This window comes from Salegentibacter salinarum (assembly GCF_900168115.1).
Taxonomy (GTDB): Bacteria; Bacteroidota; Bacteroidia; order Flavobacteriales; family Flavobacteriaceae; genus Salegentibacter; species Salegentibacter salinarum.
The window spans coordinates 59,466-85,417 of the sequence record NZ_FUZC01000004.1 but is presented as its reverse complement, the minus strand read 5'-3'; the positions used below and the strand labels follow the sequence as shown (position 1 = coordinate 85,417).

General features: G+C 37.2%; 21 protein-coding genes. 4 read left to right on the top strand and 17 right to left on the bottom strand.

The annotated features are described in order from the left end of the window. Positions 1 to 42: 42 nt before the first annotated feature. From B5X53_RS06315 to B5X53_RS19135, 9 genes are all read right to left on the bottom strand, one after another. Entirely contained in the window at positions 43 to 609 is a 567-nt protein-coding gene (locus B5X53_RS06315; RefSeq protein WP_079712391.1) for a Crp/Fnr family transcriptional regulator, read from the bottom strand. Between the two features lie 158 nt (positions 610 to 767). Beyond that, on the bottom strand, positions 768 to 2,159 hold the full coding sequence (locus B5X53_RS06310; RefSeq protein WP_079712390.1) for a serine hydrolase domain-containing protein: 1,392 nt from the start codon (positions 2,157 to 2,159) through the stop codon (positions 768 to 770). 77 nt (positions 2,160 to 2,236) lie between these two features. Beyond that, positions 2,237 to 3,415, bottom strand: a complete 1,179-nt coding sequence (locus B5X53_RS19145; protein WP_198550768.1) for a transposase — start codon at positions 3,413 to 3,415, stop codon at positions 2,237 to 2,239. An 18-nt stretch (positions 3,416 to 3,433) separates the two neighbouring features. Further along, positions 3,434 to 3,808 carry a transposase gene (locus tag B5X53_RS19140; protein WP_198550767.1) on the bottom strand — a complete coding sequence of 125 codons (375 nt, stop codon included), beginning with the start codon at positions 3,806 to 3,808 and terminating at the stop codon, positions 3,434 to 3,436. Positions 3,809 to 4,016: 208 nt separating this feature from the next. Next, on the bottom strand, positions 4,017 to 4,772 hold the full coding sequence (locus B5X53_RS06300; protein ID WP_079712389.1) for a DJ-1/PfpI family protein: 756 nt from the start codon (positions 4,770 to 4,772) through the stop codon (positions 4,017 to 4,019). 4 nt (positions 4,773 to 4,776) lie between these two features. After that, positions 4,777 to 5,217, bottom strand: coding sequence for a carboxymuconolactone decarboxylase family protein (locus B5X53_RS06295; protein ID WP_079712590.1), 441 nt, complete (start codon positions 5,215 to 5,217; stop codon positions 4,777 to 4,779). Positions 5,218 to 5,280: 63 nt separating this feature from the next. Beyond that, complete coding sequence (locus B5X53_RS06290; RefSeq protein ID WP_079712388.1) at positions 5,281 to 5,853, bottom strand: Crp/Fnr family transcriptional regulator; 573 nt, start codon at positions 5,851 to 5,853, stop codon at positions 5,281 to 5,283. Between the two features lie 50 nt (positions 5,854 to 5,903). Beyond that, on the bottom strand, positions 5,904 to 6,329 hold the full coding sequence (locus tag B5X53_RS19610) for a site-specific integrase (RefSeq protein WP_394365766.1): 426 nt from the start codon (positions 6,327 to 6,329) through the stop codon (positions 5,904 to 5,906). Further along, positions 6,326 to 6,589, bottom strand: a complete 264-nt coding sequence (locus B5X53_RS19135; RefSeq protein WP_157822124.1) for a hypothetical protein — start codon at positions 6,587 to 6,589, stop codon at positions 6,326 to 6,328. Before B5X53_RS19135 ends, B5X53_RS19610 begins: the two co-directional genes overlap by 4 nt. 96 nt (positions 6,590 to 6,685) lie before the next feature. Between B5X53_RS19135 and B5X53_RS06280 the strand changes: the two genes are divergently transcribed. From B5X53_RS06280 to B5X53_RS06265, 4 genes are all read left to right on the top strand, one after another. Next, positions 6,686 to 7,009 carry a hypothetical protein gene (locus B5X53_RS06280; RefSeq protein ID WP_079712386.1) on the top strand — a complete coding sequence of 108 codons (324 nt, stop codon included), beginning with the start codon at positions 6,686 to 6,688 and terminating at the stop codon, positions 7,007 to 7,009. Positions 7,010 to 7,607: 598 nt separating this feature from the next. Then, positions 7,608 to 8,027 carry a hypothetical protein gene (locus tag B5X53_RS06275; RefSeq protein WP_101023122.1) on the top strand — a complete coding sequence of 140 codons (420 nt, stop codon included), beginning with the start codon at positions 7,608 to 7,610 and terminating at the stop codon, positions 8,025 to 8,027. A 376-nt stretch (positions 8,028 to 8,403) separates the two neighbouring features. Then, a complete protein-coding gene (gene rlmF / locus B5X53_RS06270) occupies positions 8,404 to 9,363 on the top strand; it encodes a 23S rRNA (adenine(1618)-N(6))-methyltransferase RlmF (RefSeq protein ID WP_079712384.1) in 960 nt (319 codons plus the stop codon). A 931-nt stretch (positions 9,364 to 10,294) separates the two neighbouring features. After that, positions 10,295 to 12,586 carry a sensor histidine kinase gene (locus B5X53_RS06265; RefSeq protein ID WP_079712383.1) on the top strand — a complete coding sequence of 764 codons (2,292 nt, stop codon included), beginning with the start codon at positions 10,295 to 10,297 and terminating at the stop codon, positions 12,584 to 12,586. 52 nt (positions 12,587 to 12,638) lie between these two features. Here the strand turns inward: B5X53_RS06265 and B5X53_RS19130 are convergent, their stop codons facing one another. From B5X53_RS19130 to B5X53_RS06230, 8 genes are all read right to left on the bottom strand, one after another. Then, positions 12,639 to 12,827, bottom strand: a complete 189-nt coding sequence (locus B5X53_RS19130; RefSeq protein WP_198550766.1) for a hypothetical protein — start codon at positions 12,825 to 12,827, stop codon at positions 12,639 to 12,641. Between the two features lie 11 nt (positions 12,828 to 12,838). After that, a complete protein-coding gene (locus B5X53_RS19125; RefSeq protein ID WP_198550765.1) occupies positions 12,839 to 13,036 on the bottom strand; it encodes a hypothetical protein in 198 nt (65 codons plus the stop codon). An 884-nt stretch (positions 13,037 to 13,920) separates the two neighbouring features. After that, positions 13,921 to 15,264 carry a Gfo/Idh/MocA family protein gene (locus B5X53_RS06255; protein ID WP_079712382.1) on the bottom strand — a complete coding sequence of 448 codons (1,344 nt, stop codon included), beginning with the start codon at positions 15,262 to 15,264 and terminating at the stop codon, positions 13,921 to 13,923. 17 nt (positions 15,265 to 15,281) lie between these two features. After that, positions 15,282 to 16,262: a formylglycine-generating enzyme family protein gene (locus B5X53_RS06250; protein ID WP_079712381.1), complete on the bottom strand. Its 981-nt coding sequence runs from the start codon at positions 16,260 to 16,262 to the stop codon at positions 15,282 to 15,284. Between the two features lie 41 nt (positions 16,263 to 16,303). Continuing rightward, positions 16,304 to 16,990 carry a 3-keto-disaccharide hydrolase gene (locus tag B5X53_RS06245; protein WP_079712380.1) on the bottom strand — a complete coding sequence of 229 codons (687 nt, stop codon included), beginning with the start codon at positions 16,988 to 16,990 and terminating at the stop codon, positions 16,304 to 16,306. A gap of 101 nt (positions 16,991 to 17,091) precedes the next feature. Beyond that, positions 17,092 to 18,948, bottom strand: a complete 1,857-nt coding sequence (locus B5X53_RS06240; RefSeq protein ID WP_198550764.1) for a RagB/SusD family nutrient uptake outer membrane protein — start codon at positions 18,946 to 18,948, stop codon at positions 17,092 to 17,094. 28 nt (positions 18,949 to 18,976) lie between these two features. After that, on the bottom strand, positions 18,977 to 22,243 hold the full coding sequence (locus B5X53_RS06235) for a SusC/RagA family TonB-linked outer membrane protein (protein WP_079712378.1): 3,267 nt from the start codon (positions 22,241 to 22,243) through the stop codon (positions 18,977 to 18,979). 296 nt (positions 22,244 to 22,539) lie between these two features. Then, complete coding sequence (locus B5X53_RS06230; RefSeq protein ID WP_101023120.1) at positions 22,540 to 25,926, bottom strand: VCBS repeat-containing protein; 3,387 nt, start codon at positions 25,924 to 25,926, stop codon at positions 22,540 to 22,542. Positions 25,927 to 25,952: the final 26 nt, after the last annotated feature.

Below are 25,952 nucleotides of genomic sequence, written 5' to 3'. Positions count from 1 at the left end.
CCAAAGTTGCTCAAAATATTGATTTGCAACAATGAACCTAGGTTAAGAAATCCGTGTTCGGATTCGGCTAAGTGCCTGTGGTGTTATACCAATGTAAGAGGCAAGATATTTTAGCGGAATTTCCCTGATTAGGTTCGGACGTTTTTTAATCAGTGCCAAATATCTTTCTTCTGCTGTTTCATTCAAAAGCGATTGCTCCCTCTCGGATTTTATCAAGAATAGATTTTCTGCGGTCAACCTGCCGATTGTATTGCCTATATCGCTTTTTGCATAAATTTCCTGTATGTCCTTATGTGAAATTCGCCAAAGCGTAGTTTCAGTCAACGTCTGAAGTTGATAAGCACAGGGCTTTTGAGTCAAAAACGAGTCGTAGGCACTAACAAACTGGTTTTCAAAACAAAATCCGAAAGTTGAGTCATTTTCCAGTTTGGGTATATAAAATCTGATTGAACCTTTTGCTATAAATGATAAATGCCTTTCCGTTTGTCCAACTTCTAGAAGTATTGCCTTTTTGGGATAATCGCTTCTCTCTAGCTTTGAAGAGAATAACCTCCAATCGCTATCATTTATCTCAACGATATTTTCAAAATATTCTCTTATTTTATTCATTGAACCAATGTTGGTTTTGCTTGTCGCTTACGTCTTGCATAAGAGCAGTAGTGTTTTTAAGGCTACAGCTTTTTCAATAAATACTTTCTTTATTTTGTATTACTTCTGCTTTAGCACTTTCCACACCATTACTTTTATACTCTATTATTTAATGGCATTTATTCCACAGCATTCAAAATATATTTTGGAATCATATCATTAGGTGGTGTGCTTTTTCCATACAAAACATATGAATTATAATTTCCGCCAGTAAAGACCGTGATCATATCAAGTTCTGGCCAAATATTAATTTTTTGTCCACCATTGCCCGATGCTAAATAGGAATTATATTGATGCCCGTCAATTACAATATATTTATGTTCCCACAAGTAACCATAGTCGCCATCTTCCATATCAAAAGTTTTGTCAACCCAACTTTGAGAAATTATTTGTTCCCCTTCCCATTTTCCGCCGTCTTTATACATTTTAGCCAATTTGATTAAATCTCTTGGTCTAATGCTCATCTGACTAAATGTTTCGCTACTGGCTTGGTTGGGTTCAAACGTCCAATCATAATTCTCAATACCCAATGGACCAAAGAGGTTTTCTTTGGCGAAATCTTCTATATTTTGTTTTGTTCCTATCTCAATTAACCTCCCTAATGTCAGTGCACAACCAGTGCAGTAGGATGAAAATTTTCCTGGCTCTGTAAACATTGGTAAATCAAGTGTGTATTTTACCCAATCATTGCTTTGCATCATTGCCTGTTCATTTCCTTTGCTTTCTGGGTTATTGTTTTCACAGTCCATGCCGTGCCTATACATTAGGAAATTCTCTATTGTCAGCTTTCTTTTTCTATCATCTAAGTTGGCAATTTTATCGTACCTATTTTTAAAGAAGGGCAGCAATTTTTCTTTTTCGCTTTTAATAAACCCTTTGTCTACTGCTATACCTAGAATTCCACCAATGAAAGGTTTGGTGGCAGATCTTAATTGATGTGGTGTGTCTTTATGGTAACCGTAAAAATATTCTTCAAGCACCAATTTGTTATCCTTGTAAATCAAGATGCTGTGAACATCAGGATAATTTCCTTTTATAGTTTCCTTTACCATATTAATTATTGGTTCGGGGTTTTTGAATGCTTCTTCTAATCTTCCCGTTTTTAGCCCATCCGATATTTCTTTTGGTTTTTGATATATGTAATTGTCAGGCTTGTGAAAAAGTTCTTTTCGTGGGAACACTTCCATTTTTTCAAAATCCGTCGTGATTTGTTGAAAAGACTGTCCACTGGTTTCATAACCTACGACCTTGTTAGATTTATCTCTTTTAAAAACAACAGGAATGTCCTGAATATTTGTAAAGCTGTCTAGGGAGATATGATTCAAAGGGTATTTTGCTTTCTTGACTACAGCATAGAGTGTAGTGTCAAGTTCTGAAGCTACAATATTAAGCGTACTTTGATTAATGTATTCATATCTTCCTTCATAATCCAAAAGATGTTGGTATTCAGTTTTTTCTTTCGTTGTAGAACAACTGATAAGTATAGGAATTAATAAAAGTAATTTTTTCATTCGTTCTGTGTTTTTAGAGAACTGGCTGGTTTTTATTTAGCTTGCACATAACGTCAGTCCGTCTAAAAACCTAAGTTTTATTGCTGATTAGCGACTAAAATAAGCATTTTCGGATTGGGTTTACTATTCGTAAGGTAATTTAGGTTTACAGTAGTCAAGCTGTTTAATGTCATTAAAATGCCTCTATAAACCTGAATGAAGACGTTAAAACACAGTTTGAAGTGGCCATACATTTCCCTAAAATCTTTTTTACCGATCAAACTTAATATACGTTTGAGATTGTATGCGATGAAGATAAAGCCTACATCAGCGGAGGCTCGTTTCTTGCCTTTTTTGGAAAGAATGTGATCAAAACCCCATTGCCGCTTTATAGTTCCAAAGGGATGTTCCGCAATAGCCTGCCTTCGAAGATAAAGTTCCGGATCTTCCTCCATATTCTTTCGGTTCTCATCATACATAGGGGTGAAAATATTACGCTCAATGACCTTTCCATTTTTTGCTTTAGTGCATAAATCCTTCACCGGACAGCTTTTGCAAGCCTTGGTTCTATATTGTTTAAATTCTGTTTGGTTGGATGTTCCACGGTATTTCAGGTAAAGCTTTCCACTAGTGGTGAGCGGGTGTCCCTCAGGGCAGGTATAGGTGTCATTATGCTGATCGTATATGAAATTTTTAACGTTGTAATTAGGGTCCGGTGCCTTTGAAGCTTGGTCAGGAATGGCCACCAGGGTTTTAATCCCTAAACCCTGGACAATTCCCAGTTCAGTTCCGGTATAGTAACCTTTGTCAAAAAGAGCTGTAAAGTCAGTGGTTCCAAGAATAGACTTTGCCCTTCGAACCATAGCGCCCATCGCTTTTTTATCATTCTGGTTAGTGACTTCATATACGATGGGAATACAGTTTTTGGCATCTACGGTGGATTGCACATTATAGGCTACTTCTGTAGTGTTACCGCGGATAACCATTTGACGGCTCTCCGGATCAGAGGTCGATATTTGTGGTGCTCCGGTTTCTTTTAATTCTTGCTGCAATTTTTTATAGCCTTCTTTTCTGGTGCTGTGAAGCTTGATATTATTTTGAGTTTCTTCCTTTTCAGCATCTCCATCGGCATTGGCAATATCCTCATTATACTGCTGCAGCTTGTTATCAATATACTTAAGATGCCTGTCAATTTTTTTTGTGTTGAAATTGTTTTTCTTGCTCTTCTGCGCACGAAGTTTGGTGCCGTCACCGGCGATGATTTTGCCGCCGATCAAGTTAAAGTTCTTGGCCAGCTATACCGTGGCACGAAAAACCCTTTTAATGGCATCGGGATTATCCTTTCTGAAATTGGCTATGGTATTGTGATCCGGGGAAAGCTGTTCCATAAGCCACATCATTTCAATGTTCCGCCGGCATTCTTTTTCCAATATCCGGGAGGAACGAATCCGATTCAAATATCCATAGATGAATAATTTGAGTAATACAGACGGGTGGTAAGCTGGTCTTCCACCTTCAGGAAAGCACACTTTAAAATCCATCTTTGCTAAATCAAGGCTATTGACAAAGAGGTCAATGGCACGGACTTCATTTTCTATCCCGATACTTTCTTCTAAAGAAACAGGAAACAAAGCTGATTGTTTACGATCTTTTCCTATAATAAATCTCATAACATGAAGATACGCCAATGTGCTAAAAATCAAATATTCACCTTAGAAAAGAAGTCAACAAAGTTATTAAGATAGGGAAGGTTTTTAGACAGTCTGACGTCCAATGTAAAATCTGTGACCGGGAGAGCACGGACTTTGCATATAGAGCCGATTTCGAAGAAGAAAACGAGAAACGAACAACACAGTGACCATTATTGACCAAAATGGCCTATTCTTTTTTCCATTCCTGAAGTCGGTCGAGATATAAATAAGATTCGACAAATTCTCGATGTTGGCGACTGGTCATTTTTTCCGATAATTCCAGAGCAGAAACATAACTCGCCAGGTTTCCGTTTGAGGAAAGGAATTTGCCGTCTTCGACATAGGTCACCGAACTATCATCTTGCACTTTCAAATTAGGATAGTCCTTTTGAAGTTGTTCGCCGCCGCCAATCCATGTAACTATTTTCTTTCCGTCTGCAATCCCGGAAGCCCCGATAAGTTGAGCTCCTGCACAATTGCTAACTACATATTGAGTTTCGTTATTCCTTTCTCTGATAAAATCCACGATGTTTTCATTATGTACTTGCGCGTACATGTCATAAGCGCTGGGTACGAAAAGAGCATCTAATTTTGGACAATCCTCAAAAGTATAATCGGGTAGAAATCTCAGTCCTTCTTCGGTGGTAATGGGTTTTTCGCTTTGCCCTATCGTCACTACGTTAAAAAGTTGTTTTCCGTCTTCAGAAGGTTTTGAAAAAACGTCCGATGCTGCAACAACTTCGCTCTGCAGTACTCCATCATACATTAAAAGGCCTATAGTAGGTAAATCTGATTTAAAAGACTTCAGGTGCTTTGTTAAGGTGTCTGCTTCGCTTTCATTTTGGGCACTAATTTGAACATTGGGATTAGTCTTTGATTTATCTGTATTACAACTCATCAGGGTGACAGATAACAAAATTGCGATTAAATGGCTCTTGTGCATACTATTAGTTTTGTATTTGTTTATTAGTACTTATGGCAATTCTATTCCAGGCATTTATCACAGTAGCGGCCATGATTAATTGTGCAAGGTACGTTTCTGAAAAGATCACCAGTGCCTTATTGTACGTTCTATCTGTAAGCCCGTTTTTATCTATGAATGTAATTTCTTCGGTAATTAATAGAATTACCTTTTCCTCTTCAGAAAATTGATTTGATTCGTTCCAGGCATTTAACAGAAAAATACGCTCATGACTTTCGCCAATTTTCAGGGCTTCTTTGGTGTGCATATCTATACAAAACGCACAGCCATTCATTTGGGACGCTCTTATTTTAATGAGTTGTTTGTGAATTTTTGAAAGTTCACTTTTAGCGAGATAATCTTCCAGTGCATACATTGCTTTGAAAGCTTCCGGTTGTAGTCGATCTATTTGAATGCGTTGTTCCATATTCATTGTATTTTGATTTGGAACAAATTTATAAGCCTTTGACCTAACTAAAATTGAACTGGTTCAAGAAATGCTTTTCCGTCGTAATTTGCTAACATATTCGGGAGATAGCCCTAAATAGGTTGCTACTAAATACTGAGGCACGTTATTAACAAAATTGGGAAAAGCATCCTTAAATTCAAAATAGATATCTTCTTTTGAATAACTGAAGATGTATTTAATCCGCATCATGGCCGCGCCATAAGCTGTCTGATAAACCTTTCTGAAATAAGTTTCCATTTGCGGAAATCTCCGAAGTAGTTCTTCCTGATCCTGATAAGTTATTTGAAGAATTTCTGATTTTTCCACCGCCTGAATACAGAACTCAGAGCTTCTGTTATTTTGAAAGGCTAAATAGTCGGTAATCCACCAGTTTTCAATTGCAAATTGTAAGGTTTGCTCCGCTCCTCGATCATTAATAAAGTACAAATGAATGCAGCCGTTTAAAACAAAATAATGGTGTAAAGCCTTACTTTCTGCTGTGTAAATATTTTCTTTTTTACTGACCGATTTTATAGTGAAAAATGAGATGATTTCTTCAAAGGCGGCAGTGTCTATAGAAGTGTATTTGTTTATATGCTCGAATAATTTTTGCATTTTGGTGATGTTTGGAGTACTACGGTTTCAATTTGCGGCGTATAATTCATTCACTTTCTCAAAATCGGGCGGCTAGGAATGGTTTTAAAGCGTAGCTTTTTTCTCTTCCCGAAGATAAATCCAACTACTAATAAATTAAAATTTGCCGACTGCTCTCTATGTTTTGATGAATAAAACCTATTGGGCATTTCCAGTACCACTTCATAATAAAATTTAATAGCATTAATGGCCTGGTTAATATAAGAATGAGAGAAATTCTCTCGTATCAACTTTTGAAGGTACAATCTTATATCTTCTTCGTTCAAATCCTTTATCTCCCTATCACTGTAATGATTTATGAAAGTTTCGAAACAAGAAACATAGGTTTTGATCGTGCTATTGGCATACCTCTTTAATTTTAACTTACTAAGGTAACTTCCAGGACAATATCGCCTTCCTCTTACCTCTTCCCTATTTTGCAGTTTTTGAACGTTCACAGGTTCTTCCTCGCGTCCAAAACTGGCCCTGGAATAGAAATGATTGCAATTGATCCAGGCCACCCACGTAAGGTTTTAAAAATAAGCTCCAGGTTCTCTGGTGTGTTTAAAATATAATTCATGCGAAACTTCTCACTCCATTTTACCTCGGGTAAGTAGTTTACCATAGCCTGCACTACTTTATCGGTAAAGAATTTTAAACCTATACATTTTTCCTTATCAAGGATTAAATTCTTTAATGTAATATACTTCCTATCCATATGGCCTGCTCATTTATTGCTATCTAAATGTAAACAAACTTAAACCCTAAAACGTTTATTATCCGTATATTATACGACTAAAACGGCTTGATAGTTATGGATACTAAAAAAAATTGCCTGGCCTGCAATAAAGAACTAGAAGGGCGACCTGATAAAAAATTTTGTGACCCATATTGTAAAAGTGCCTGGCATTATCAAAAAACCAAAGGAGGAGCTGCCGGATTTTATGCAAAAGTAGACCGCCAATTAAAAACTAATCGAAGAATTTTTAAAAGCTTCAACAAAGCAGGGAAAGCCACGGTTAGAGTTGACATTTTAAAACAACACGGTTTCGATCCTAATTTCTTTACGCACTATTGGAAAAACAGCAAAAAGGAAGTTTACCTTTTTGTATACGAATTTGATTTTCTAACCCGGTAAGAAAACGGAAAAAAGAAATATATCCTTGTAACCTGGCAAACCTATATGGAGAAAAAACTTAAACTCTATCCTTATATATTAAAATGCAGCCTGTTTATTCCCTTCCTTACAGCCATACATCTTAATCAAAAAATTACATGGCTTCGCCACCTTCACTCCCATTGGTCTTTCTTTTAAGAAATTACGAATTACTTACAGCTATCAACCTCAAATTGCCTTAAATTTAATTCGAGATAGCTTTAAAAATAATGAATGTATAAAGTAACGTTGGTGGTCAAAAAATGAGTAGGGACTCCAAATTTAAAAAATATCTACTTTTAGGTTTATATTAATATCTATAGTTATTAACAATATATTAAGAAAAAAGACACTAATTACATAATTTCCATATTCCATTGGTCAATCTAACACAAAATCCAACACTAGAATTTTTGATGAATACAAGAAAAGAACTGCTATTAAAATGATATATGGAATAGTAAAGATTATTCGGGGTAGTGTAAATAAAAACCAGAAAATGTTCCATTTTTAAAAATCACTTTGCATTTTTTTATGAATTGCAACCTTCTAAATGATTAAATATTATAACTTTAAGAGAATGAAAACCCTTTGCCTGGTATTTATATTTATACCCTGTTTCCTTATAGGGCAAGAAGTTTATAACTCTACTTTTACTGAAACTTATCCTAATATTTTCAGGTCGCAATTCGAAAAAATAAACCGTAGAATTGTTTTTGAACCCAATGATGTAACCATTGTAACTGAAACTAAAGAAGGCAAGGATATAGAAGTTTTAAATATTCAGGAAACTCGATATATTGATGATAGGCTTATACTATTATGTCAAAACAGAAGTAAGCGTAAAATAACCATTGCTTTACCTGCAGAACACGAGGAACTGCTATATATAGATTATTATTATCGTTCCCTTACCACCAATGAAGAGGTACAAATAAGGTTTCACGTTGAAGAAATGCAAATTGACTACGGGGATCAGATAAAAATTGGTTATGGTTAAGATTTATACCTGCAGTTAATTAATCCTTTAAAGAGTAATTTTTGCCATCACTTATTTTAACTACAAATGGTAGTGTATTCATTAATGCTCAGTAGTGGCCACACTTCGAAATATTCTATCCATCATTTTTTCCTATCTGACGCGCGAGCCACGCAACAAAAAAGGTTCACCCTTCAACCGATGATAGCTCTGTAATTGTTGTAATATTGGTGATTCTTTCCTTTATCTGAAGTGTGAATTAGTAAGAAAAGCATACCGAAAGGTGTAATTATAATATTCACCTCATATAAAATAGTATTGGCATATATTCAATTCTTATATTGAGCACTTTCCAAGGAAACTAAACATTTGCATATTTAAGAAACCGCAGAAACCTATGCCATCAAAAAATAAACCACACAAAACCAGATTACATAATCGGAATAGAAACAGGGAACCTTATGACTTGGAAGCCTTGATTAATGCTATTCCCCAATTAAAAAACCATATTAAGCTCAATAAATATGGAAGTGATTCCGTAGATTTTTCAAATCCATTTGCCGTAAAACTTCTAAATAAGGCGCTCCTAAAGCATTATTATGGTATAAACAATTGGCAGTTCCCTGATGAGAATTTATGCCCCCCCATCCCGGGTAGAGCTGACTACCTTCACTATATTGCTGACTTACTGAGCGAAAGCAATGCAGATAAAATACAAAAAGGGAGTCAAATTTGTGGTCTTGATGTAGGAGTTGGAGCATCTTGCATCTACCCTATTATTGGCGTTACAGAATACGATTGGAACTTTATAGCTACTGACATTGATCCCAAATCAATTGACTCAGCTGAGCAAGTTATTAATTCAAATCCATCCCTAACAGACAAAGTTGATTGCAGATTACAAAAAGATCCGACTGCAATTTTCCAGGGAATAATCGAGAGAAAAGATAAAATTGATTTCACGATGTGCAACCCACCCTTTCATTCCTCCATCGAAGAAGCTCAAAAAGGTAGTCGACGAAAATTAAGGAACCTCTCAGGGAAAAAAGCACCTGAAGCTAAACTAAATTTCTCAGGAGCCAGAAATGAACTTATCTACGATGGTGGAGAATATCAATTCATCAAAAACATGATTCGCGACAGTGAAGAATTTGCTAAAAGATGTTTCTGGTTTTCAACTTTGGTATCAAAGCAATCTAACCTTAAGGGTATTTATAAATTATTGGACAAAGTAAAACCCACTAAGCTTAAAACCATTGCTATGGGAACCGGCAATAAAAGCAGCCGAATTGTAGCTTGGACGTTCCTTTCAAAGGAAGAACAAATGTTATGGAAAGAAGAGTGGAAAGCTAATTAAGCTATGAATTTCCTTCCTAACAGCTGAAAGGCTAACAAATATCATTTTTATCCAGGGAAAAGTGCAATAGCTTATAAAACTATAATATGAAGCCTCTCCTCAAAGCTGTTGAATCTAAATAGTTTATTACCTGTAAGACGAATTCAATATCTGAATTTGTCTTACAGGAAAGTTAGCATCGCTGCTAGCGAGGGCTAAAAAAGCAAATATTCTGAATATATTTTTATCGATAAACGATAGTTTTCATTCTTCCCAAAACTTGCTTTTTGAATTCTGATTACAACTGTAATGATTATAATAGAAAAAAGCAAAGGTGTTTATTCATAGTTTTCGTTTAGAGGAAACTATAACATTTTTCAATTCTTAATCCCGAATACTGACGTGCCTGAAGATGCCAATAAAGAGTGAAGATCTCAGAAAAAACCGCAGGTTTACGGAAATCCGGAAAAGACTCCTCCTCTCTTGTTATAATTTGGATTTTCTATGCAAGAAGAGTTTCATAAATATTAAATCCCAAATCTTTTATAAAGAAGGAAATAAGACATGATTTTCTGATGGGCTTTATTATTGGGGTTAGTCTAACGCTTTTAGTTGTAGTGATAAGCTCGGTTTTCTTTTAAAGTTCCAATATTAGAACCTTTAGAAATATTAATGTCTTGGTAGAGTAATTATCAAAATTATACCACTTTTACCAGTACTTTTACTTTTATTTGTCCTTATATGGCCATTCCCTATTTGCTTTACAATAAACAGGCTAAGAATATAATTAATATGTATTAGGCACCATTTAAAGGAGTTTTTGGTTTTAACACTAACCGCACAATTTTTAATCATATTGACAGGTTCAAAAGTTCTATATTTTAAAAGCCTATATTCGTTTGAATTAATTAACAATTGTTTAATTATTGTTTCAGACAAATAGTCCCAATCTATGCTTGAAGAGAAAATTGATTTTAAAAACTGGTCACACAATGATCACGGTTTCCTACTATTGGTAAATCTTGAGAATTCTAAAATTGAATATATAAACAATATTGCAGCGGCATATTGTGGTGTTGAACCTACCGTATTCAATGATCTTTGCTTTTATAAGGAATTTCTTCATCCTGAAGACTATCCGGGCTATATAGCCCATTTGAAGTCTATGAAAGAGCTACTCCCCGAAAAAGAAATTATGAGGTTTGCACGACTAAAGGGTAAGTACGGAAATTATAAAAAGTTTCGGTTTAAAGATCGCCTGTATAAAGGCAGTACTGATAAGAAGGGGCAGGTAGTATTAAGTCTTATAAATGATGTGGATCCCGAAAATAAAGATAAAATTAAAAATACTGAAAAGGCAATTTTGAAAGATAAAGGTATTGAAAGTGAATACCAACAGTTGTTCAACTCTATGGATGATGCTTTCTTTATTGCTGAAATAATTTATGACAGTCAGAAAAATCCAGTAGACATATATTTTGAAAAGACAAACCCTGCATTTGAAAAGCAAATAAACCTCAAGGATGTTTCCGGTAAGACGGTTAGGGAGTTATTTGAATCCCCTCGTTTAGAGTGGTTAAAAACTTATGGAGAAGTGGTAGAAAGTGGAAAACCTATTCGTTTCCAGGATACTTCTGCTAATTTGAACGATTCTTGGTTGGATATATATGTGTTTAAATTGGGAGATTCCAATTGCAAAAAAATTGGAGTGCTTTTTAGAAATATCACTGACCGAAAAATTGTAGAGAAAGACCTGGAGCAAAAGGCAATTAGGCGACAAAGAGATTTAGAAGTAAGCAACGAGTTGCTCCAAAGTGTTTTTGAAACCACAAATCTTGCGATAGTTGTTTTTCAATCGCTTTTTAATGAAGCTGGAGAAGTACATGATTTTAAATTTTTGAGAATAAATCAAGTTTTACGCTCTTTATATATGGAACAAGATCCAATAGGAAAAACGTACCTGGAAGTTTCCAAATATGGCGTAGAAATGGGAATGTACGACGCTTTGAAAGAAGTGGTGAAGTCGGGGAAACCTATGGATAAAGAGCTTTATTTTGACAAAGATACCTACAACCACTGGTTTAGGCTAACCGCAAGGAAGCAAGGAGAATTATTAATAGCAACTTTGGAAGACATTACTGAGCGGAAAATTAAAGACGAAGAACTAAAAGAAAACATCAGATTTAAGCAACAATTGGTACGGACCTCTCCTGAAACTATAATTATTTTTAACCTTTCACAATTTAACGTTAGGTACATAAATAAGGATATTTTTAAAGAAGGTGGGATCACAAAGGAAAAAGTACAGGGGATGCCATTGGAAAAATTGCTTCCTTTTATTCATCCTCGTGACAGGGAAACAGTAATGGATATGCACAGAAAATTATTAAAATCATCTGATGATGATATCCATGATATAGAAATTCGTTTAAAACTTCAACGTACCAGCTGGGAGTGGTTTAATGTTCGCGGAAAAGTATTTCACCGTAGAGATGAATCCTGGGTTGAGGAGTATGTTTTGTTAGTGAGAAATATTCATAACTTAAAAAACACCAAAAAAGCACTTTTAAAAGCCGAAAAGCTTTCAATTCAGGGTGAACTTGCTCGTACCTTTGCACACGAATTACGAAATCCCCTTGCCAGTATTGGAATGGCAACAAAAGTAATTGGTACTAAACTGGCTGGAGAAAAAGAAAATTACAACACCTACCTGGAGATTCTTACACGCAGCACTAAAACCCTCAATAACCTGGTAAATAATTTGCTTAATTCCGCTAATTACACCCCTGCAGTTTTGAAAAAACAGAATCTTGCTGAAATTCTAGATGAAACTATTAATATGGCTTCAGACAGGATTTATCTTTCTGGAATTAAAGTTATCAAAAACTACATTGGCCCATATAGTATTATGGCTGATGCAGCTAAACTTAAAATTGCGCTTCTAAATATAATTGTGAATGCAAGTGAGGCCACGATTCCTGAAGAAGGCATTATTACAGTGGAAGTAAAGAAACACAAAACCGATTTCCAGTTGAGCATTACCGATAATGGACACGGACTTGAACAGGAGGAAATTGATAGGTTATTTGAAGCTTTTTATAGCAAAAAAGAAACAGGGATGGGTGTGGGTTTAAGTTCAGTAAAGAATATTCTTGAGGAGCATGATGCACCTATAAAAGTAGAAAGCAAACCAAAGGAGGGAACTACATTTATTTTTTATTTCCACAATGCTTCAATGGAATAAATAATTTAAAACTACATGGATAAAAAAGACACTATCCCGTAAAGTGTGTAAACTAGTATCCCAATCTGCTCTCTTGACATTTTTCCAAAAAAGTCGTGGATGAATTTAGAATTACTATAATTTCATTAAGTAATGAAATCCAATTAGATTTTTCGGATTCCAAGTTAGCATTTAACTCCTTTGCTTTGAACTGTTCAGAAGTAGGAATATTTTTATCAAAAGGTTTTTCCTCCTTTATCATTCTTTTTAATGCTATTTTGCCAAATATTCTTTCAATATCTGTTTATAAGTATGGTCTTCTTTCCCGAGAATCCATCCATTCCAATAGGTAGTATGTTTGAGCATTTGATAAACATTCATTTGCCCCCATTTGGCTTTATCGTTTTTATTGACCTTCTTTATACACTCTATTAATTCGTATCTAATACTAGTTCTAAAAATCGTTTCCATGGCCAAATTTGTTTAGGGGTTATGAAATGTAATTGGCTGAACTGAAACAATGCCTCGGTTTCGTAAAATTTTTGAGTGGTTCTTTTGTAAATTCCAATCGGAATTCAGTTTCCATAGTGAAAGTTCAGCTCACCAAAGGTTATTTCAAAATTACAAAATGGTTTGTAAATTTAAATAATGCATTGCTGTGTTTATATTGCTAGTTTCTAATGAGCCATAACCCCTTCTAGTACCATAAGCTGCTTATCAGAATTGATTTATTTGGATTAAATGAAAGCTTTGTAATTGTTTTTTCCAGTTCTAAACCATTCAATATGTAGCGCTATTTTTGTCTGCGATTATACCTCAATGCCTATTTGTGTTTCAAGATTTAGTTTGTTCAAATGTTTACAGATAGTAAAATATCCGTTTGAACAAATTTACCAGGTCGTCATTAGAATTTTAAAGGTTAAATGCGACAATATTTAGAGGGATAACGTCACATCAGTTTTCTATTGTTTAGTTTTATCCAACGACCTCAAACTAGTAAATATTTGCATAATCATCTTGCTTTTTTCCTTTTCTTCCAGCTAATAAGCTGCGATTAAATTTACATTAATATATAAAATCGGACTCTCACCATTTTCATTAACTATAAAATTGAATCAGATTCTACAAGGGACCTGGAAGCGTATAAAATTTTGAAGATTACAATAGGGTTGGGATGGTAACATATATCACTATTTACTTCTGAATAAGAGCCTTATGAATCACTCTAGAAAAAGAATGGAGGAAAGGTAGAATGATTTTAAAGATAATACGAGCATAGAAAAAATTTCTCGATGCTCGTATTTTTTATTAGACAAACAGTATCTGTGTTAAATAAGAAACTGCCAGCATAATATTTATATCACCTTTGTTTTTCCGGGGGTTGGGATCGGATATAATCCATCTTCTCCCGGTACTGTTGGAGGGGTAGATTCCCAAGTTACCTCTTTTGGCATTAATACTTGATCCGATTTTAAGGCTTCCTCCCAGTTAATTACTTGACCTGAGTATGTTGCCATTCTTCCCATAATAGCGGTCATAGTACTTTTAGCTCCGTTTTCCGCATCACTTATAACTCCCTTATTTCTTATAGAAGCAAATAGTTTGTCGTGTTCTACCTGATATGGATTGGGATCCCTGCGGTTTCTATATTCAAAAATATTATTTCCTTCCAAATCTGTGATATTGGCTGCTCCTGCGTCGTTCATGTCAATGATACCCTTGGTGCCCTGGAATGCTTCACCCACTTTGGTCCACGTTCCAGGTTGATGGCGACACTGGCTGGAGATCACCGCACCACTTGGATACTTAAATTCTACAAAATGATGGTCAAAGATCTCCCCGTGTTCCGGTCCTGTCCTTACCAAGCGCCCCCCCATACCTTGAGCAGAAACGGGATACTCCCCAATAAACCAGTTAGCAACATCAATATTATGTATGTGTTGTTCCAGGATATGATCTCCGCATAGCCAATTAAAATAGTACCAGTTTCGCATTTGGTATTCTATCTCACTTTGTCCCGACTCCCTTGGATTTACCCAAACCCCGGCACCGTTCCAGTACACCTGACCGGAAAGTATTTTCCCCACTTCATTCTGTTTAATCTTCTCTGCAATGGCAAGATAATTGTTCTGATAATGTCGCTGCAAACCTACCACTACATTGAGCTTATTTTCTTTAGCAATTTTTGCCATTTCCAATACTTTTCGTATACCTGGTACATCGGTAGCCACCGGTTTTTCCATAAATACGTGTTTTCCCGCATTAACAGCATATTCAAAGTGATACGGCCTGAAACCAGGTGGTGTGGCCAAGATAACTACATCGGCTTGGTCTATTGCCTTTTTATATGCATCAAACCCTACATATCGATGTTTATCCTGGACATTTACTCTTTTACTTCCCTCAAATTCTTTTTGTAAGCTTTGTAAGCTACCACTCAACCTATCTTCGAAAGCATCAGCCATAGCCACAAGTTCAACATTCTCATCTGCTTTCAAAGCTTGGTTGGCCGCTCCAGTACCGCGACCTCCGCAGCCTACCACAGCAAGCTTTAAGGTTTTGTTATTGAAAACATTGGCCATAGTATCCATTTTCATCCCGGGTAACATCACTCCTGCTGTAAAGAGGGCTGTATTTTTACAAAAATCTCTTCTAGAAGATTGCAAGATTGGTTTGTGTTTATTTTTAGAATTATTCATGATTTTTAATTTTAAGATTAAAGGGATCTAGGACCCCAGAAAGTTTCATAATCAGTTGTTTTCGGAGGATTTGGAACCCTAATGATCCTAAATCCTACATAGGGCGCATCTGTATTCCACCATTTGCTTTTAGGAAATTGGGGATCTCGCATTTTCCAGTTCTCACTTGATCCCAAACGTGCTGCGCTTCGAAGAAATTCCGCGTCGTCGTAATAAGAGCCTCCCCTGACAGATCGTGGATAATCTTTTTCAGGTATTTCAAATGGATTATCAGTGATGGAGTCCCTGCTGCCATAAGCTTCAGGTAGGTATTGATCCAAGGTCCATTCGGCTACATTCCCATACATATCATAAAGTCCCCAAGGATTCGGTTTTTTTTGACCTACCTTCTGATAAGAATCATCGCTATTCTTATAATACCAGGCGTATTTCTCCAGCAGGTCTACATTATTACCGAAATGAAAAGCTGTGGTAGTTCCTGCTCTGGCAGCATATTCCCATTCGGCTTCAGTTGGAAGCCGATAAAAATGGCCAGTTTTGGCTGAAAGCCACTCACAGAATTTAGAAGCTGCATATTGGGTGACATTACCAACCGGCAGATCTTCACCAGTCCCCATACCCAGGCTCATATCAACATAAGGAATAGTAGCGCCCGAAACGGCATCAACATCTATATCAACATCAGAGGCTTTAGAAGATTGTACTTTATCTATGGCCCTGTTCACAAATAAATTGTATAATTCCCAGGTAATTTCATATTTAGACATCCAAAAGGCATCTATTTTTACTTTGTTGGCAGGACCTTCATCCTCTAAACGATTTTCTTCTTTCTCAGGGCTGCCCATTGTAAATGTTCCGGAAGGGATAGCTACCATTTCAATAATCAAGTCTGAACCTGCTATTTCCTGGGTGTAATTTTCTAGTTCTTGCTGTTGAGAAAATCCCTCCGTTACAGAAAACACGAGTAGTATAATTATCAGCCTATTTTTAAAATTCATATTTTATATTCTAATTAAAGTTTAAATATCGCTTGCTCACGCTATAAATTTGTAAGTTTTAATTTTTTGAATTCAACTTCAGCACCTTCTGCCTGGAGTGCGATATGACCACTTTTTGTAGTTAGATTAAAACCTTCATTGACAAGGTCGCCATTCACCCAAACTTTAATAGTATCATCACGGCATTCAATGACCATATTGTTCCACTCCCCTAAAGGATTCTCAGAATCATCCGTAAGATTCTTTACTCTGCGCTCCTTACCTTCGGTGATCCCCCAGTCTTCTTTAGGTCCCCGGCGTTCTTCCATATTAGGAACCTCAACGTTCTCCACGATACACCAGAAATCTCCTGCATTCTTATGCATCATTTGCACTTCTATGGATTGAGGAAACATCTCATATAAAGCACGTGGAGTAGAAGCGTGCACCAGTACCCCGCAGTTTCCGGGTTCTCCAGGAAAACGGTAATCCACATCCAGTCTATAATTTTTATATTCAGCATCTGTAATCAGATGCCCCTGGGGAGTTCCAAGACTTACCAGCATCCCATCTCTAATTATAAAAGGATTCGGTGCATTTGAATTCTTATCCATATCAGGAACATCAACATGCCAACCGGAAAGGTCTTGCCCATTAAACAAACTAAAGGTTCTCGATTCTTTCTCTTCCTGACCTTTGCAGGAAAATATTAAAAAGGATAGCGCAAAAATTGCTATATAATTTTTCATTTAACTCTCTTAAATTAATTAATGTATAATTGAAATGCCGGGAATAGATTTTATGTGTATAAAATCTTACTTTCCCGACATTTTCCATAAATTATCCGGAATTAATGTCCAGGGTTTTGGACCAACTGATCATTTCTGTTCATTTCATCTCTGGGAATTGCTATGAAATACATCTTATCTAGCCATTCACGGTTTTCTATTCCAGGTGAGAGATCTCTGACTTCATATTCATAATCATAACTGGAGGGATCATATCTATATACCTCAATATTGGCCCCCGGTTTAAGAAAACCTTCAACATCGATAATTCGTACCTGTTCTCCAAGGGTCTGGGGAGCGATCATCCATCTTCGGGCATCATGAAAACGATGCTCCTCATACACCAACTCCACCAGACGTTCCTGTCTGTATTGCTCCTTCAAGTTTTGTCCGGATGCAGTAATCGCTGGCATACCTGCTCTGAAACGAATTTTATTAAGCCATTCTTTAGCTATATCTTCTTCCCCTAGCTCGAGAGATGCTTCAACATAATTTAGTGCAGCTTCGGTATATTTAAGAAAGGGAAAAGGAATCTGCTGACGAACATTCTGGTCGACGATGGCAGGATCGGGATCTGTAAATTTTCGTACATAATAACCAGTATGGGTTCCATTCCAGTCTTCTATGGCACTATTCCGTGTATCTAAACCATTATGAGTTATGGTTTCACCGGTACCGGACTTTACTTCATAAGTCCCGGTTTGGATCTGATCAAAGGGATCACTACCTGCAACATCTGCAGTTCGGGGTTTCCAATCAGCGCCATCATATAAAACAGTAGCATAGAACCGTGGATCCCGATTATCATAGGGATTATTGGCATGTTCCGAATTGTTCCAGTTAAACTCATTACCATCTATCAGTTCATAGTTGTCCACCAAGTTCTGAGTAGGAGCATTTCCCGCCCAATTATGATATCCATTTGGACCATTAAAGAGACCTATTTGCTGTCCCGATTCATTTTTTGCTGCTACAAAATAACGTGCAAAAAGCAATTCTGTAGCTGCCGCTGGATCTGCCATAACACTTCCTCCACCAAGGGAGAGTGCCATATAGTTTTCTTCCCCTTCTTCCGCAGATACAGGTTCGATAAGGTCTAGTCTATATCCTCTATTTAGATCCACAACCTCTTTCGCTGCAGCTTGTGCTCTTCTCCATCGATCTTGTTGATTTCCAGTTACATAACCAAGATATTCTGGATTAGAATAACCAGCAATATCAGACGAGTTAACACTGGCTGTTGGAATATGGTGAAGATCGCTCGCCGCGTATAATAACACTCTAGCTTTAAGGGCAAGAGCCGCTTCCATACTAGCCCTTCCATCTACATTTAAACCTTCCAGTAAAGGTTTGGCATTGTCTAAATCCGAAACAATAAATTCGACAGTTTCTTCGAATGTATTTCTCGGAATCTCCAGGTCTTCGGAATCTAGTGTATAAACTTTGTCAACTATAGGTACTCCTCCATGCATCCTTAAAAGATTATGGTAGTAATACGCCCGTAAAAAGAGGGCTTCTCCTCTAAGCCGATCAGCCATATCTGAATCATCAAAACCAGGCTCTTCCAAATTTTCTAGGGCAATATTAGTAGCACGAATCCGACCATATAAGTCCCCCCAGTTATAAGTATAATTAATAAATCCTCTATCGGCAGGACCGGAGCGGGATTCGGTAATCGTATTAATTCCTCTACCAGGGTGTGTAAACAAAGCTTCGTCGGATAGTGAAGCCATCATTTGTTCATCAAATCCTCCCTGTCCTAATCCATTGTAAATTTCCAGTACAAAGGCCTCTGCCAGGGCTGCATCTACCCAAACATCAGACTGCGAAAATTCATCCAAAGGTTGGGTATCTACAAAATCGTCATTGCAACCTACTACTGCAAAAAGTAAGAGCAGGTAATATCCTATATTTTTCATTCTATAATTTTTCATATTTCGAGAATATTTAAAAAGTTACTGCTACCCCTAAATTCAAAATTCGAGATTGTGGATAATAATGGCCAATGGAATTGGTCACTTCGGGATCATAGGCAGTCATGCCACTCCATGTAATGAGGTTAAAACCGCTTGTGTATACCCTTAGACTGCTCATTCCAATCTTTTTTCCAATTTCTACTGGAAGTGTATATCCCAGTTCTACATTTTTTAAACGGATATAGTCTGTACTTTGAAGCCAGTAGGTATTATTATAAGAATAATACTGATCCCCACGATCGGTAATACGAGGATGCACGGAACTTGGGTTCTCTACGGTCCAACGGTTATCATAATGTTCTTCCAAGTAATTACCAATGGACCCGGCCTCATCAGTACCAACTCTTATTTCTCCTCCAGCGGCACCCTGAAAAAGTACGGAAAGATCAAAGCCCTTATATTGGGCTCCAAAATTAAGCCCCCCCTGGAAAGTTGGAGTGGTATTTTTATCCCGACGAACCCTGTCATCCGGTGTAATAGCACCATCTCCGTCATAATCCAGGTACTTCATATCCCCCGGTCTGATGGTATTAGTAATATCACTGTAGTCAAGATTATTATTAGCTATCTCTTCCTCATCTACAAAAACACCATCATAGATATAATACAAACCAGAGTTTATTGTTCTTCCGGTTGTACGTTGCCACTCTGGTGCCCCCGGTGCCTCATCCCAGAATATAATCTTGTTTTTGGCATATCCTCCATTAACATTTACATTATAGGTAACTTCTCCGGCTTTACCGCTGTGTCCAATATTAAAATCAAATCCTCTGTTTTCAATTTCTCCAATATTTTCTGCTGGAAGCGTCATCCCAGCTGATTGGGGAATAGAGGCGTTTCGTCTCCAAAGAATATTAGAACGTTTGTTAAGAAATACATCAAATTCAAAATTAATCGCTCCCTCAAACATTTGACCATCCAGTCCCAGGTTATAGTTATTAGCAACCTCCCATGTAATTAGCGGATTAGGAACTCTACTTTCGAATAGGGTTTGATTTACAGCTCCTCCAGCAACATAGGATCCTAATCCATAAGTGGCAAAGTATTGGTACTCCTGAAGCACGTCATCATAGTATACATTATCATTCCCCATTTGACCCCAGGATCCCCTTAATTTCAAAAAGTTTACAACAGAAATATTGTCTTTCCAGAAATTTTCTTCAGAGATACGCCATCCGAGCATAAAACCAGGAAAAAATCCATAGCGGTTATCTGCTGGAAACATATAGGAACCATCATATCTCCACAAGAATTCAGCTAGGTATTTCTGTTTATAATTATACCCTACTCTACCAAAATAATTTAGCCTTGCTCGCTCCCAAGCGCTTCCAGAATTGTTGAGTTCCTCTCTTCCTCCGGCGAACATTTGATCGACTGAGTTTGATAGGAAATACCTTCGGAAAGCACCGAAAGTCTCATTTTTAATAGTTTCACGGTTTACCCCTGCTAGAAGGTTAATCTCGTGGTCCCCAAAATCTCTGTCATAACTTAAAACTCCGCCTAATAGGATATTCAACTGATCTTCATTTCCCTGATTTAAGTTTGGCTCCGCTGGCCCTCTTTGGCCTCTTATTAATGCAGGAGTTTCCCCATCATCCTCATAATCCCCTTGCCACGTATACAAATACCATGGCGTTTGCCAAGTTTTATTCTGTCTAACGTATTTATCTACAGCAGCGGTACCCGTAAATTTAAGTCCTTCTACCCAGGGGGCTTCAATTACAACCTTTCCATTGGTCTGAAAATAGTATCTTTTATCCCGGTCATATCCGGTTTGATCTGTTGTAATTACTACAGGGTTTTGTCCATTCTCTATATCAGGACCCGGCAATCCATTCGGCCAATAGGCATTAGATACCGGACTTCCTCTCATTAGCATCCGGAAAATATCTGAGGCAGCCTGAGTGGGATAATTTCTATCTTCCTCTCTACCTAATACACCAATTTGGGTACTGATATAATCACTTATTTCAGCGTCCATATTAACACGGATTCCGTATTGTTGATAATTTGTCGCCGAATTTTTATAAAATGCATCTTGATCCTGATAATCAATCGAGGCAATTAGATTGACATCCTCACTTCCTCCACTAATTTGTAAATTATGTTTTTGCTGGGTAGACCAATCTTTTAGGGTTTCTCCGAACCAGTCCGTGTTGGGATAATTCCATGGATCTTCTCCGCTTCGAAAGAGTTCAAATTCTTCCGGAGTAAAGGGTGCTAGCACTTCATTTCCGTCAGGGCGGGTATATACGCCGGATGATTGAAAAGCACTACTTGCAGATTCCCATTCATTAACCGGGAGTTTATAAACTTCCAGATCATTTCTCATTTCAGCGTATTGGACGGCGTCAGCTAAATCTGGAATTACTGTAGGTTGTGTAAAGCCCATATTATAATTATAGGACAATTGAGCCTTGCCTTCTCTTCCCCTTTTAGTTGTCACTAAAATAACACCATTTGCTGCTCTAGCTCCATATATAGCTCCAGAAGCATCTTTAAGAACCGAAATATCAGCAATATCCGCCGGGTTTAATCGCTCAAACCCGCCAGCTCTGGCAGGAATACCGTCAATTACAACTAATGGGCTACTATCCCCCAACGTATTGGTTCCTCGAATTCGAATATTAGAGCCATCATAGCCTGGTTCACCACTACCTTGAGTAGCAACCACTCCTGGAATCCTACCTGTTAGCGCATTAGAGACATTTAGGTTTGCAGATTTTTGGATTTCTTCACCACCCACCGTGGCAACTGATCCAACTATATTTTCTCTTTTTTGGGTGCCATATCCGACGACGACAACCTCATCCAATTGAGCCTGATCCTCCTGAAGTTCTACTTCCAAAGTAGATTGTCCATCTACACTCATCTCCTGAGTCAAAAAACCCACATAGGAGAAAATTAAAACAGCATCGGGAGCAACGGTAATTTCATAATTTCCATCAAAATCGGTGACTACTCCATTTGTAGTTCCTTTCTCTATTACATTGGCGCCGGGTATTGGCATCCCGGTTGGGTCTGTTACGATACCCCGTACGGTCTGTTGTATCTCAGGGGGTGTTATTCTAGAGGAATGCTCCAGTGGTTCTAATTCATTATTATCTATAAGTTTTAAATCCGAAACGAATTCTTCCCGGTTTAGCGTTTCTACACCCGGACTATCTCCTGTTGCAAAAACTACCTCCGGAGAGATAATAAATGGTAAATAAAAAAATAGTATTAGTAGTTTATTCATATTTAAATTTAAATTTCAAAACGTACCTGATTTTATCTCCGGTCGCGTTTCTGGTTAATTAAATGAATGAATTTTCTTTTTCTGATTTTTTTCTTTTACTCACTTGATTTTGGTGATTTCATTTCATTGGCGTAATTGTTTTAATTAATAATCATTCTAAAATTTTAATATCTATATTCAACTATTTGCAACACGAGGTTTTAATCAATCGTTTTCGTAATAACTGATTAAAAAAGCCAGTTTTAACCAATTCCCCGAATTTTTCGAACAGCAATGTCTTTTACTTACTACCTTCTCTAATTATACTTATAGAGACTTGCCTTGTCGTCATTCCGCGAGAGGATTATCCTTTTTGCCCCGCTATTAAATTCCATAATACTGACGTCACGAATATCACCGCTTAGCCATAAATTCGAAAACTGGTTATCTACGGTAACTTCATTTTCCATTACATTTAAAAGAACACCCATTAAGGCATCAGATTTTCCAAAATTCACCCTATAGGGAGAAAAATTACCTACCGCTACGATATCACTAACCCCGTTCCCTGTAAAATCGTCAAAAGCAAAAGCATTTATCATGGATATCTGGGACATCCCTGGTAAAGGCGACAAATTAAAATTACCATCACCAAGATTATTGAGGTACAATGATCTTAGCTCATTAATCTCCAGAATCGATGTAGTTGTAACATTTCCTGCTTTAAGCAAATCTTCCATAGTTGCTTTAGCATATTTATCATAAGAGGTATATTTCTTGCGCAATGATGCTACCTGTCCAAGCATTTCATCTCTACTAGGAAGAGGATAACTTTCTCCGTCGATATAATAGGATAGTACTGGATCAAAATTCCCGTCCTTATTAAAATCCTGGACGTAATATACCATAGGTTCTGCTTTTGAGGCAAACAGTTGTGTATTAAGCCCAGCATTTCCCAGAAGAAAATCAACATCCCCATCCCCGTCATAATCCTCTGCATCTATACTACTCCACCATCCCTGCGTTGTGTCCAGGTCTAGTTCTTTAGTTTTATTGGTAAGAATTCCCCGGTTGTTTTTAAGTAGGGTCAGGGGCATCCATTCGCCCACTATAAAAAGTTCTGGCCAGGAATCCTTATCTGAATCCGTCCAAACCGCATCAGTTACCATTCCTAGTTTTTGCAGTGCTTTTTCTTCGGTATTGGTAAATTTCACTATACCATCCTGGGTGTCATTTCTCAGTAAAATACTTTGTGAAGCAAATGGATAATTCTTCGCTTTATGCCGTCCGCCTACAAAGAGGTCAATATCTCCGTCCTTATCATAATCGGCTGAAACCACCACACCCCCACTGAAAGAAGTATGGGGCAGTGAGTTTAATGTTTTTACAAAGTTCCCTGTTCCATCATTGAGATAAAGCCGATCTTTATAAAAGGAAGATCCTGAAGGTTTTTCATTTCCACCACTAACAACATACATATCAAGATCATTATCAGAATCAGCATCAAAAAAGAGTATGTCTATATCCTCTCTCGCTACATCTTCTGGTGCTGTCCAGGGCTGTTCCCTTGGTCCTTTTACCAAAGTTCCATCATCTCTGCCAAGATATAACTGTCCTGATTGACCAGCAGCCCCTCCAAAAAAGACATCATCATTACCGTCTCCATTTACATCCCCAACAGCTAATCGGCCTCCTAAGCGAGACAACTGATACGGCACCAGTCCTTGGTGCAGAAAGTCCACGTAATCATTCTCCCTATGAACAAAATCTAATCCTGAAACTGTAGTCACATCCTCAAATAAGGGTGGTTCAATTTCTATTAGTGATCGGGACCTATCGACCGCATCAACCTGTTTAATAATTAATTCTTGATTAGCTTCAATGTTGTGGTGAACAGATACCCCTCCATCGGGCCAGACAACCTCAACCTTTTTAAGAATTTTCTCCTCACCTATCCCTATGGTTAATAGAGGTTCAACAGCAGATAAATATCCGCGGGTGTAATAGGCTTCATGATAAAGTTGCTTCTGATCTTCTAAAGTAGTGATGATTTTTGCACCCAGACCGAATGTATTGTTGCCTTCACCTTCCAGTTTTATTTTAATATAATTGTTTTTGTAAAAATCCTGCTGATTGTTCTGAAAAATAGTGGCAGGAGCATTTAAATTGCTAACTATTAGGTCCAGGTCCCCATCATTATCCAAGTCTGCATAAGCTGCTCCGGTAGAAACAGAGGGTTTATCCAATCCCCAGTTTGATGTTCTGTTCTCAAATTGAATTCCATTGGTGTTTCTAAAAGAGTAATTTGAAATTTTAGTAGCTGGCATTTTGCTGATTAATGGTAACAAATCAACTTCTTGATTTTTCGAATTAGCTTGAGATATTTCTTTACTGGTAGTGAAGTTTACAAAATCAAGATTGGTTACATCCCGGAGATAGCCGTTAGTAATAAAAAGATCTTTCATCCCATCATTATCAAAATCTGCGAAGAGTGTGGCCCAGCTCCAATCGGTATTCGAAATTCCAGAAAATTGTGCGATTTCACTGAACCGCGGTATTGAATCCTTTGCCAATCCACGATTAAGCTGAAAAGTATTTCTCATATATTGGTGATGATAACCGCTATCCACCGCTTTGGAGAATTTATTATATTCATCGGGTCCTTTCAAAATTTTTTGTCTATAATTATCTTCAGGAAGCATATCCGCTACATAAATATCAGGAAGGCCATCATTATTAACATCAGCAATATCTGATCCCATACCGTATTTTGAAAGGTGTCCCATAGCGATATGGGAAATTTCCATAAAAGTACCATCTCCGTTATTTAAATAACAAAAATCCTGTTCCTCGTAATCATTAGTAACATATATATCTGGCCACCCATCCTTGTTAATATCAGAAATTGATGCACTTAACCCAAAATTAAGACCACTGCCATGTATGCCAGTTGTTTCAGTTACTTCCGTAAATCTTTGATTGTCATTTCGATACAATTTATTACCGAAATAAGGGTGTCTTAGACTTCTCAATTTTTGCACGTTAAAAAAGGCCGAATAAAACATATTTGCATGGTTCAAAAGGAACATATCAAGGTCACCATCCAGGTCGTAGTCAAAAAAGTAGGCTTGCGAAGTAAATGTACCCCTGGCATCAATACCGTATTCCTGAGCACGCTCCGTAAATGTAGGAATTCTACCTTTTTGCCCACCGTCATTTATAAAGAGTTGGTTTGACCTGGCGGAATATTCTTTTACAATGCCCTTATTATATCCTTCTGAAGGGGCATTTCCAGAATATGAAACATAAATATCTAACCAGCCGTCTCCATTTACATCCACCATGGTGACCCCGGTTTTCCAGTCACTTCTTCCTTGAACACCTGCCTGGAGGGTAATTTCCTCAAACTTCCAGTCGCCTAGATTAAGAAATAATTTATTTGGTACCTGATTGCCTACAAAATAAATGTCTGTCAAACCATCATTATTCACGTCTCCCACCGCCACTCCTGCTCCGTTATATGTATACTCATAAGTCATAATATTATTATGACCATCTTCTGTAATAGTATTTGAAAACTTTATTCCCGTTTTATCGGGGGTCAATTCAGTAAACATAGTAGGTTTCTCACAGGCCTGTATGACCATAAATAAGAGAAGAGTAATACTTAATGCTGTTTTTCTTATAAATATACCTGATTTCATATGGCTCTTTGGGGAGTTAATTTCCT

Bases quoted from the DNA above. Each gene is read 5' to 3' on its own strand.
- B5X53_RS06280 (WP_079712386.1), top strand. From the start codon at position 6,686: ATGGATACTAAAAAAAATTGCCTGGCCTGCAATAAAGAACTAGAAGGG.
- B5X53_RS06230 (WP_101023120.1), bottom strand. From the start codon at position 25,926: ATGAAATCAGGTATATTTATAAGAAAAACAGCATTAAGTATTACTCTT.
- B5X53_RS06295 (WP_079712590.1), bottom strand. From the start codon at position 5,217: ATGGAACAACGCATTCAAATAGATCGACTACAACCGGAAGCTTTCAAA.
- B5X53_RS06300 (WP_079712389.1), bottom strand. From the start codon at position 4,772: ATGCACAAGAGCCATTTAATCGCAATTTTGTTATCTGTCACCCTGATG.
- B5X53_RS19140 (WP_198550767.1), bottom strand. From the start codon at position 3,808: ATGAGATTTATTATAGGAAAAGATCGTAAACAATCAGCTTTGTTTCCT.
- B5X53_RS06265 (WP_079712383.1), top strand. From the start codon at position 10,295: ATGCTTGAAGAGAAAATTGATTTTAAAAACTGGTCACACAATGATCAC.
- B5X53_RS19130 (WP_198550766.1), bottom strand. From the start codon at position 12,827: ATGATAAAGGAGGAAAAACCTTTTGATAAAAATATTCCTACTTCTGAA.
- B5X53_RS06290 (WP_079712388.1), bottom strand. From the start codon at position 5,853: ATGCAAAAATTATTCGAGCATATAAACAAATACACTTCTATAGACACT.
- B5X53_RS06255 (WP_079712382.1), bottom strand. From the start codon at position 15,264: ATGAATAATTCTAAAAATAAACACAAACCAATCTTGCAATCTTCTAGA.
- rlmF (WP_079712384.1), top strand. From the start codon at position 8,404: ATGCCATCAAAAAATAAACCACACAAAACCAGATTACATAATCGGAAT.
- B5X53_RS06240 (WP_198550764.1), bottom strand. From the start codon at position 18,948: ATGAAAAATATAGGATATTACCTGCTCTTACTTTTTGCAGTAGTAGGT.
- B5X53_RS06310 (WP_079712390.1), bottom strand. From the start codon at position 2,159: ATGAAAAAATTACTTTTATTAATTCCTATACTTATCAGTTGTTCTACA.
- B5X53_RS06245 (WP_079712380.1), bottom strand. From the start codon at position 16,990: ATGAAAAATTATATAGCAATTTTTGCGCTATCCTTTTTAATATTTTCC.
- B5X53_RS06235 (WP_079712378.1), bottom strand. From the start codon at position 22,243: ATGAATAAACTACTAATACTATTTTTTTATTTACCATTTATTATCTCT.
- B5X53_RS19125 (WP_198550765.1), bottom strand. From the start codon at position 13,036: ATGGAAACGATTTTTAGAACTAGTATTAGATACGAATTAATAGAGTGT.
- B5X53_RS06315 (WP_079712391.1), bottom strand. From the start codon at position 609: ATGAATAAAATAAGAGAATATTTTGAAAATATCGTTGAGATAAATGAT.
- B5X53_RS06250 (WP_079712381.1), bottom strand. From the start codon at position 16,262: ATGAATTTTAAAAATAGGCTGATAATTATACTACTCGTGTTTTCTGTA.
- B5X53_RS06275 (WP_101023122.1), top strand. From the start codon at position 7,608: ATGAAAACCCTTTGCCTGGTATTTATATTTATACCCTGTTTCCTTATA.
- B5X53_RS19135 (WP_157822124.1), bottom strand. From the start codon at position 6,589: ATGGATAGGAAGTATATTACATTAAAGAATTTAATCCTTGATAAGGAA.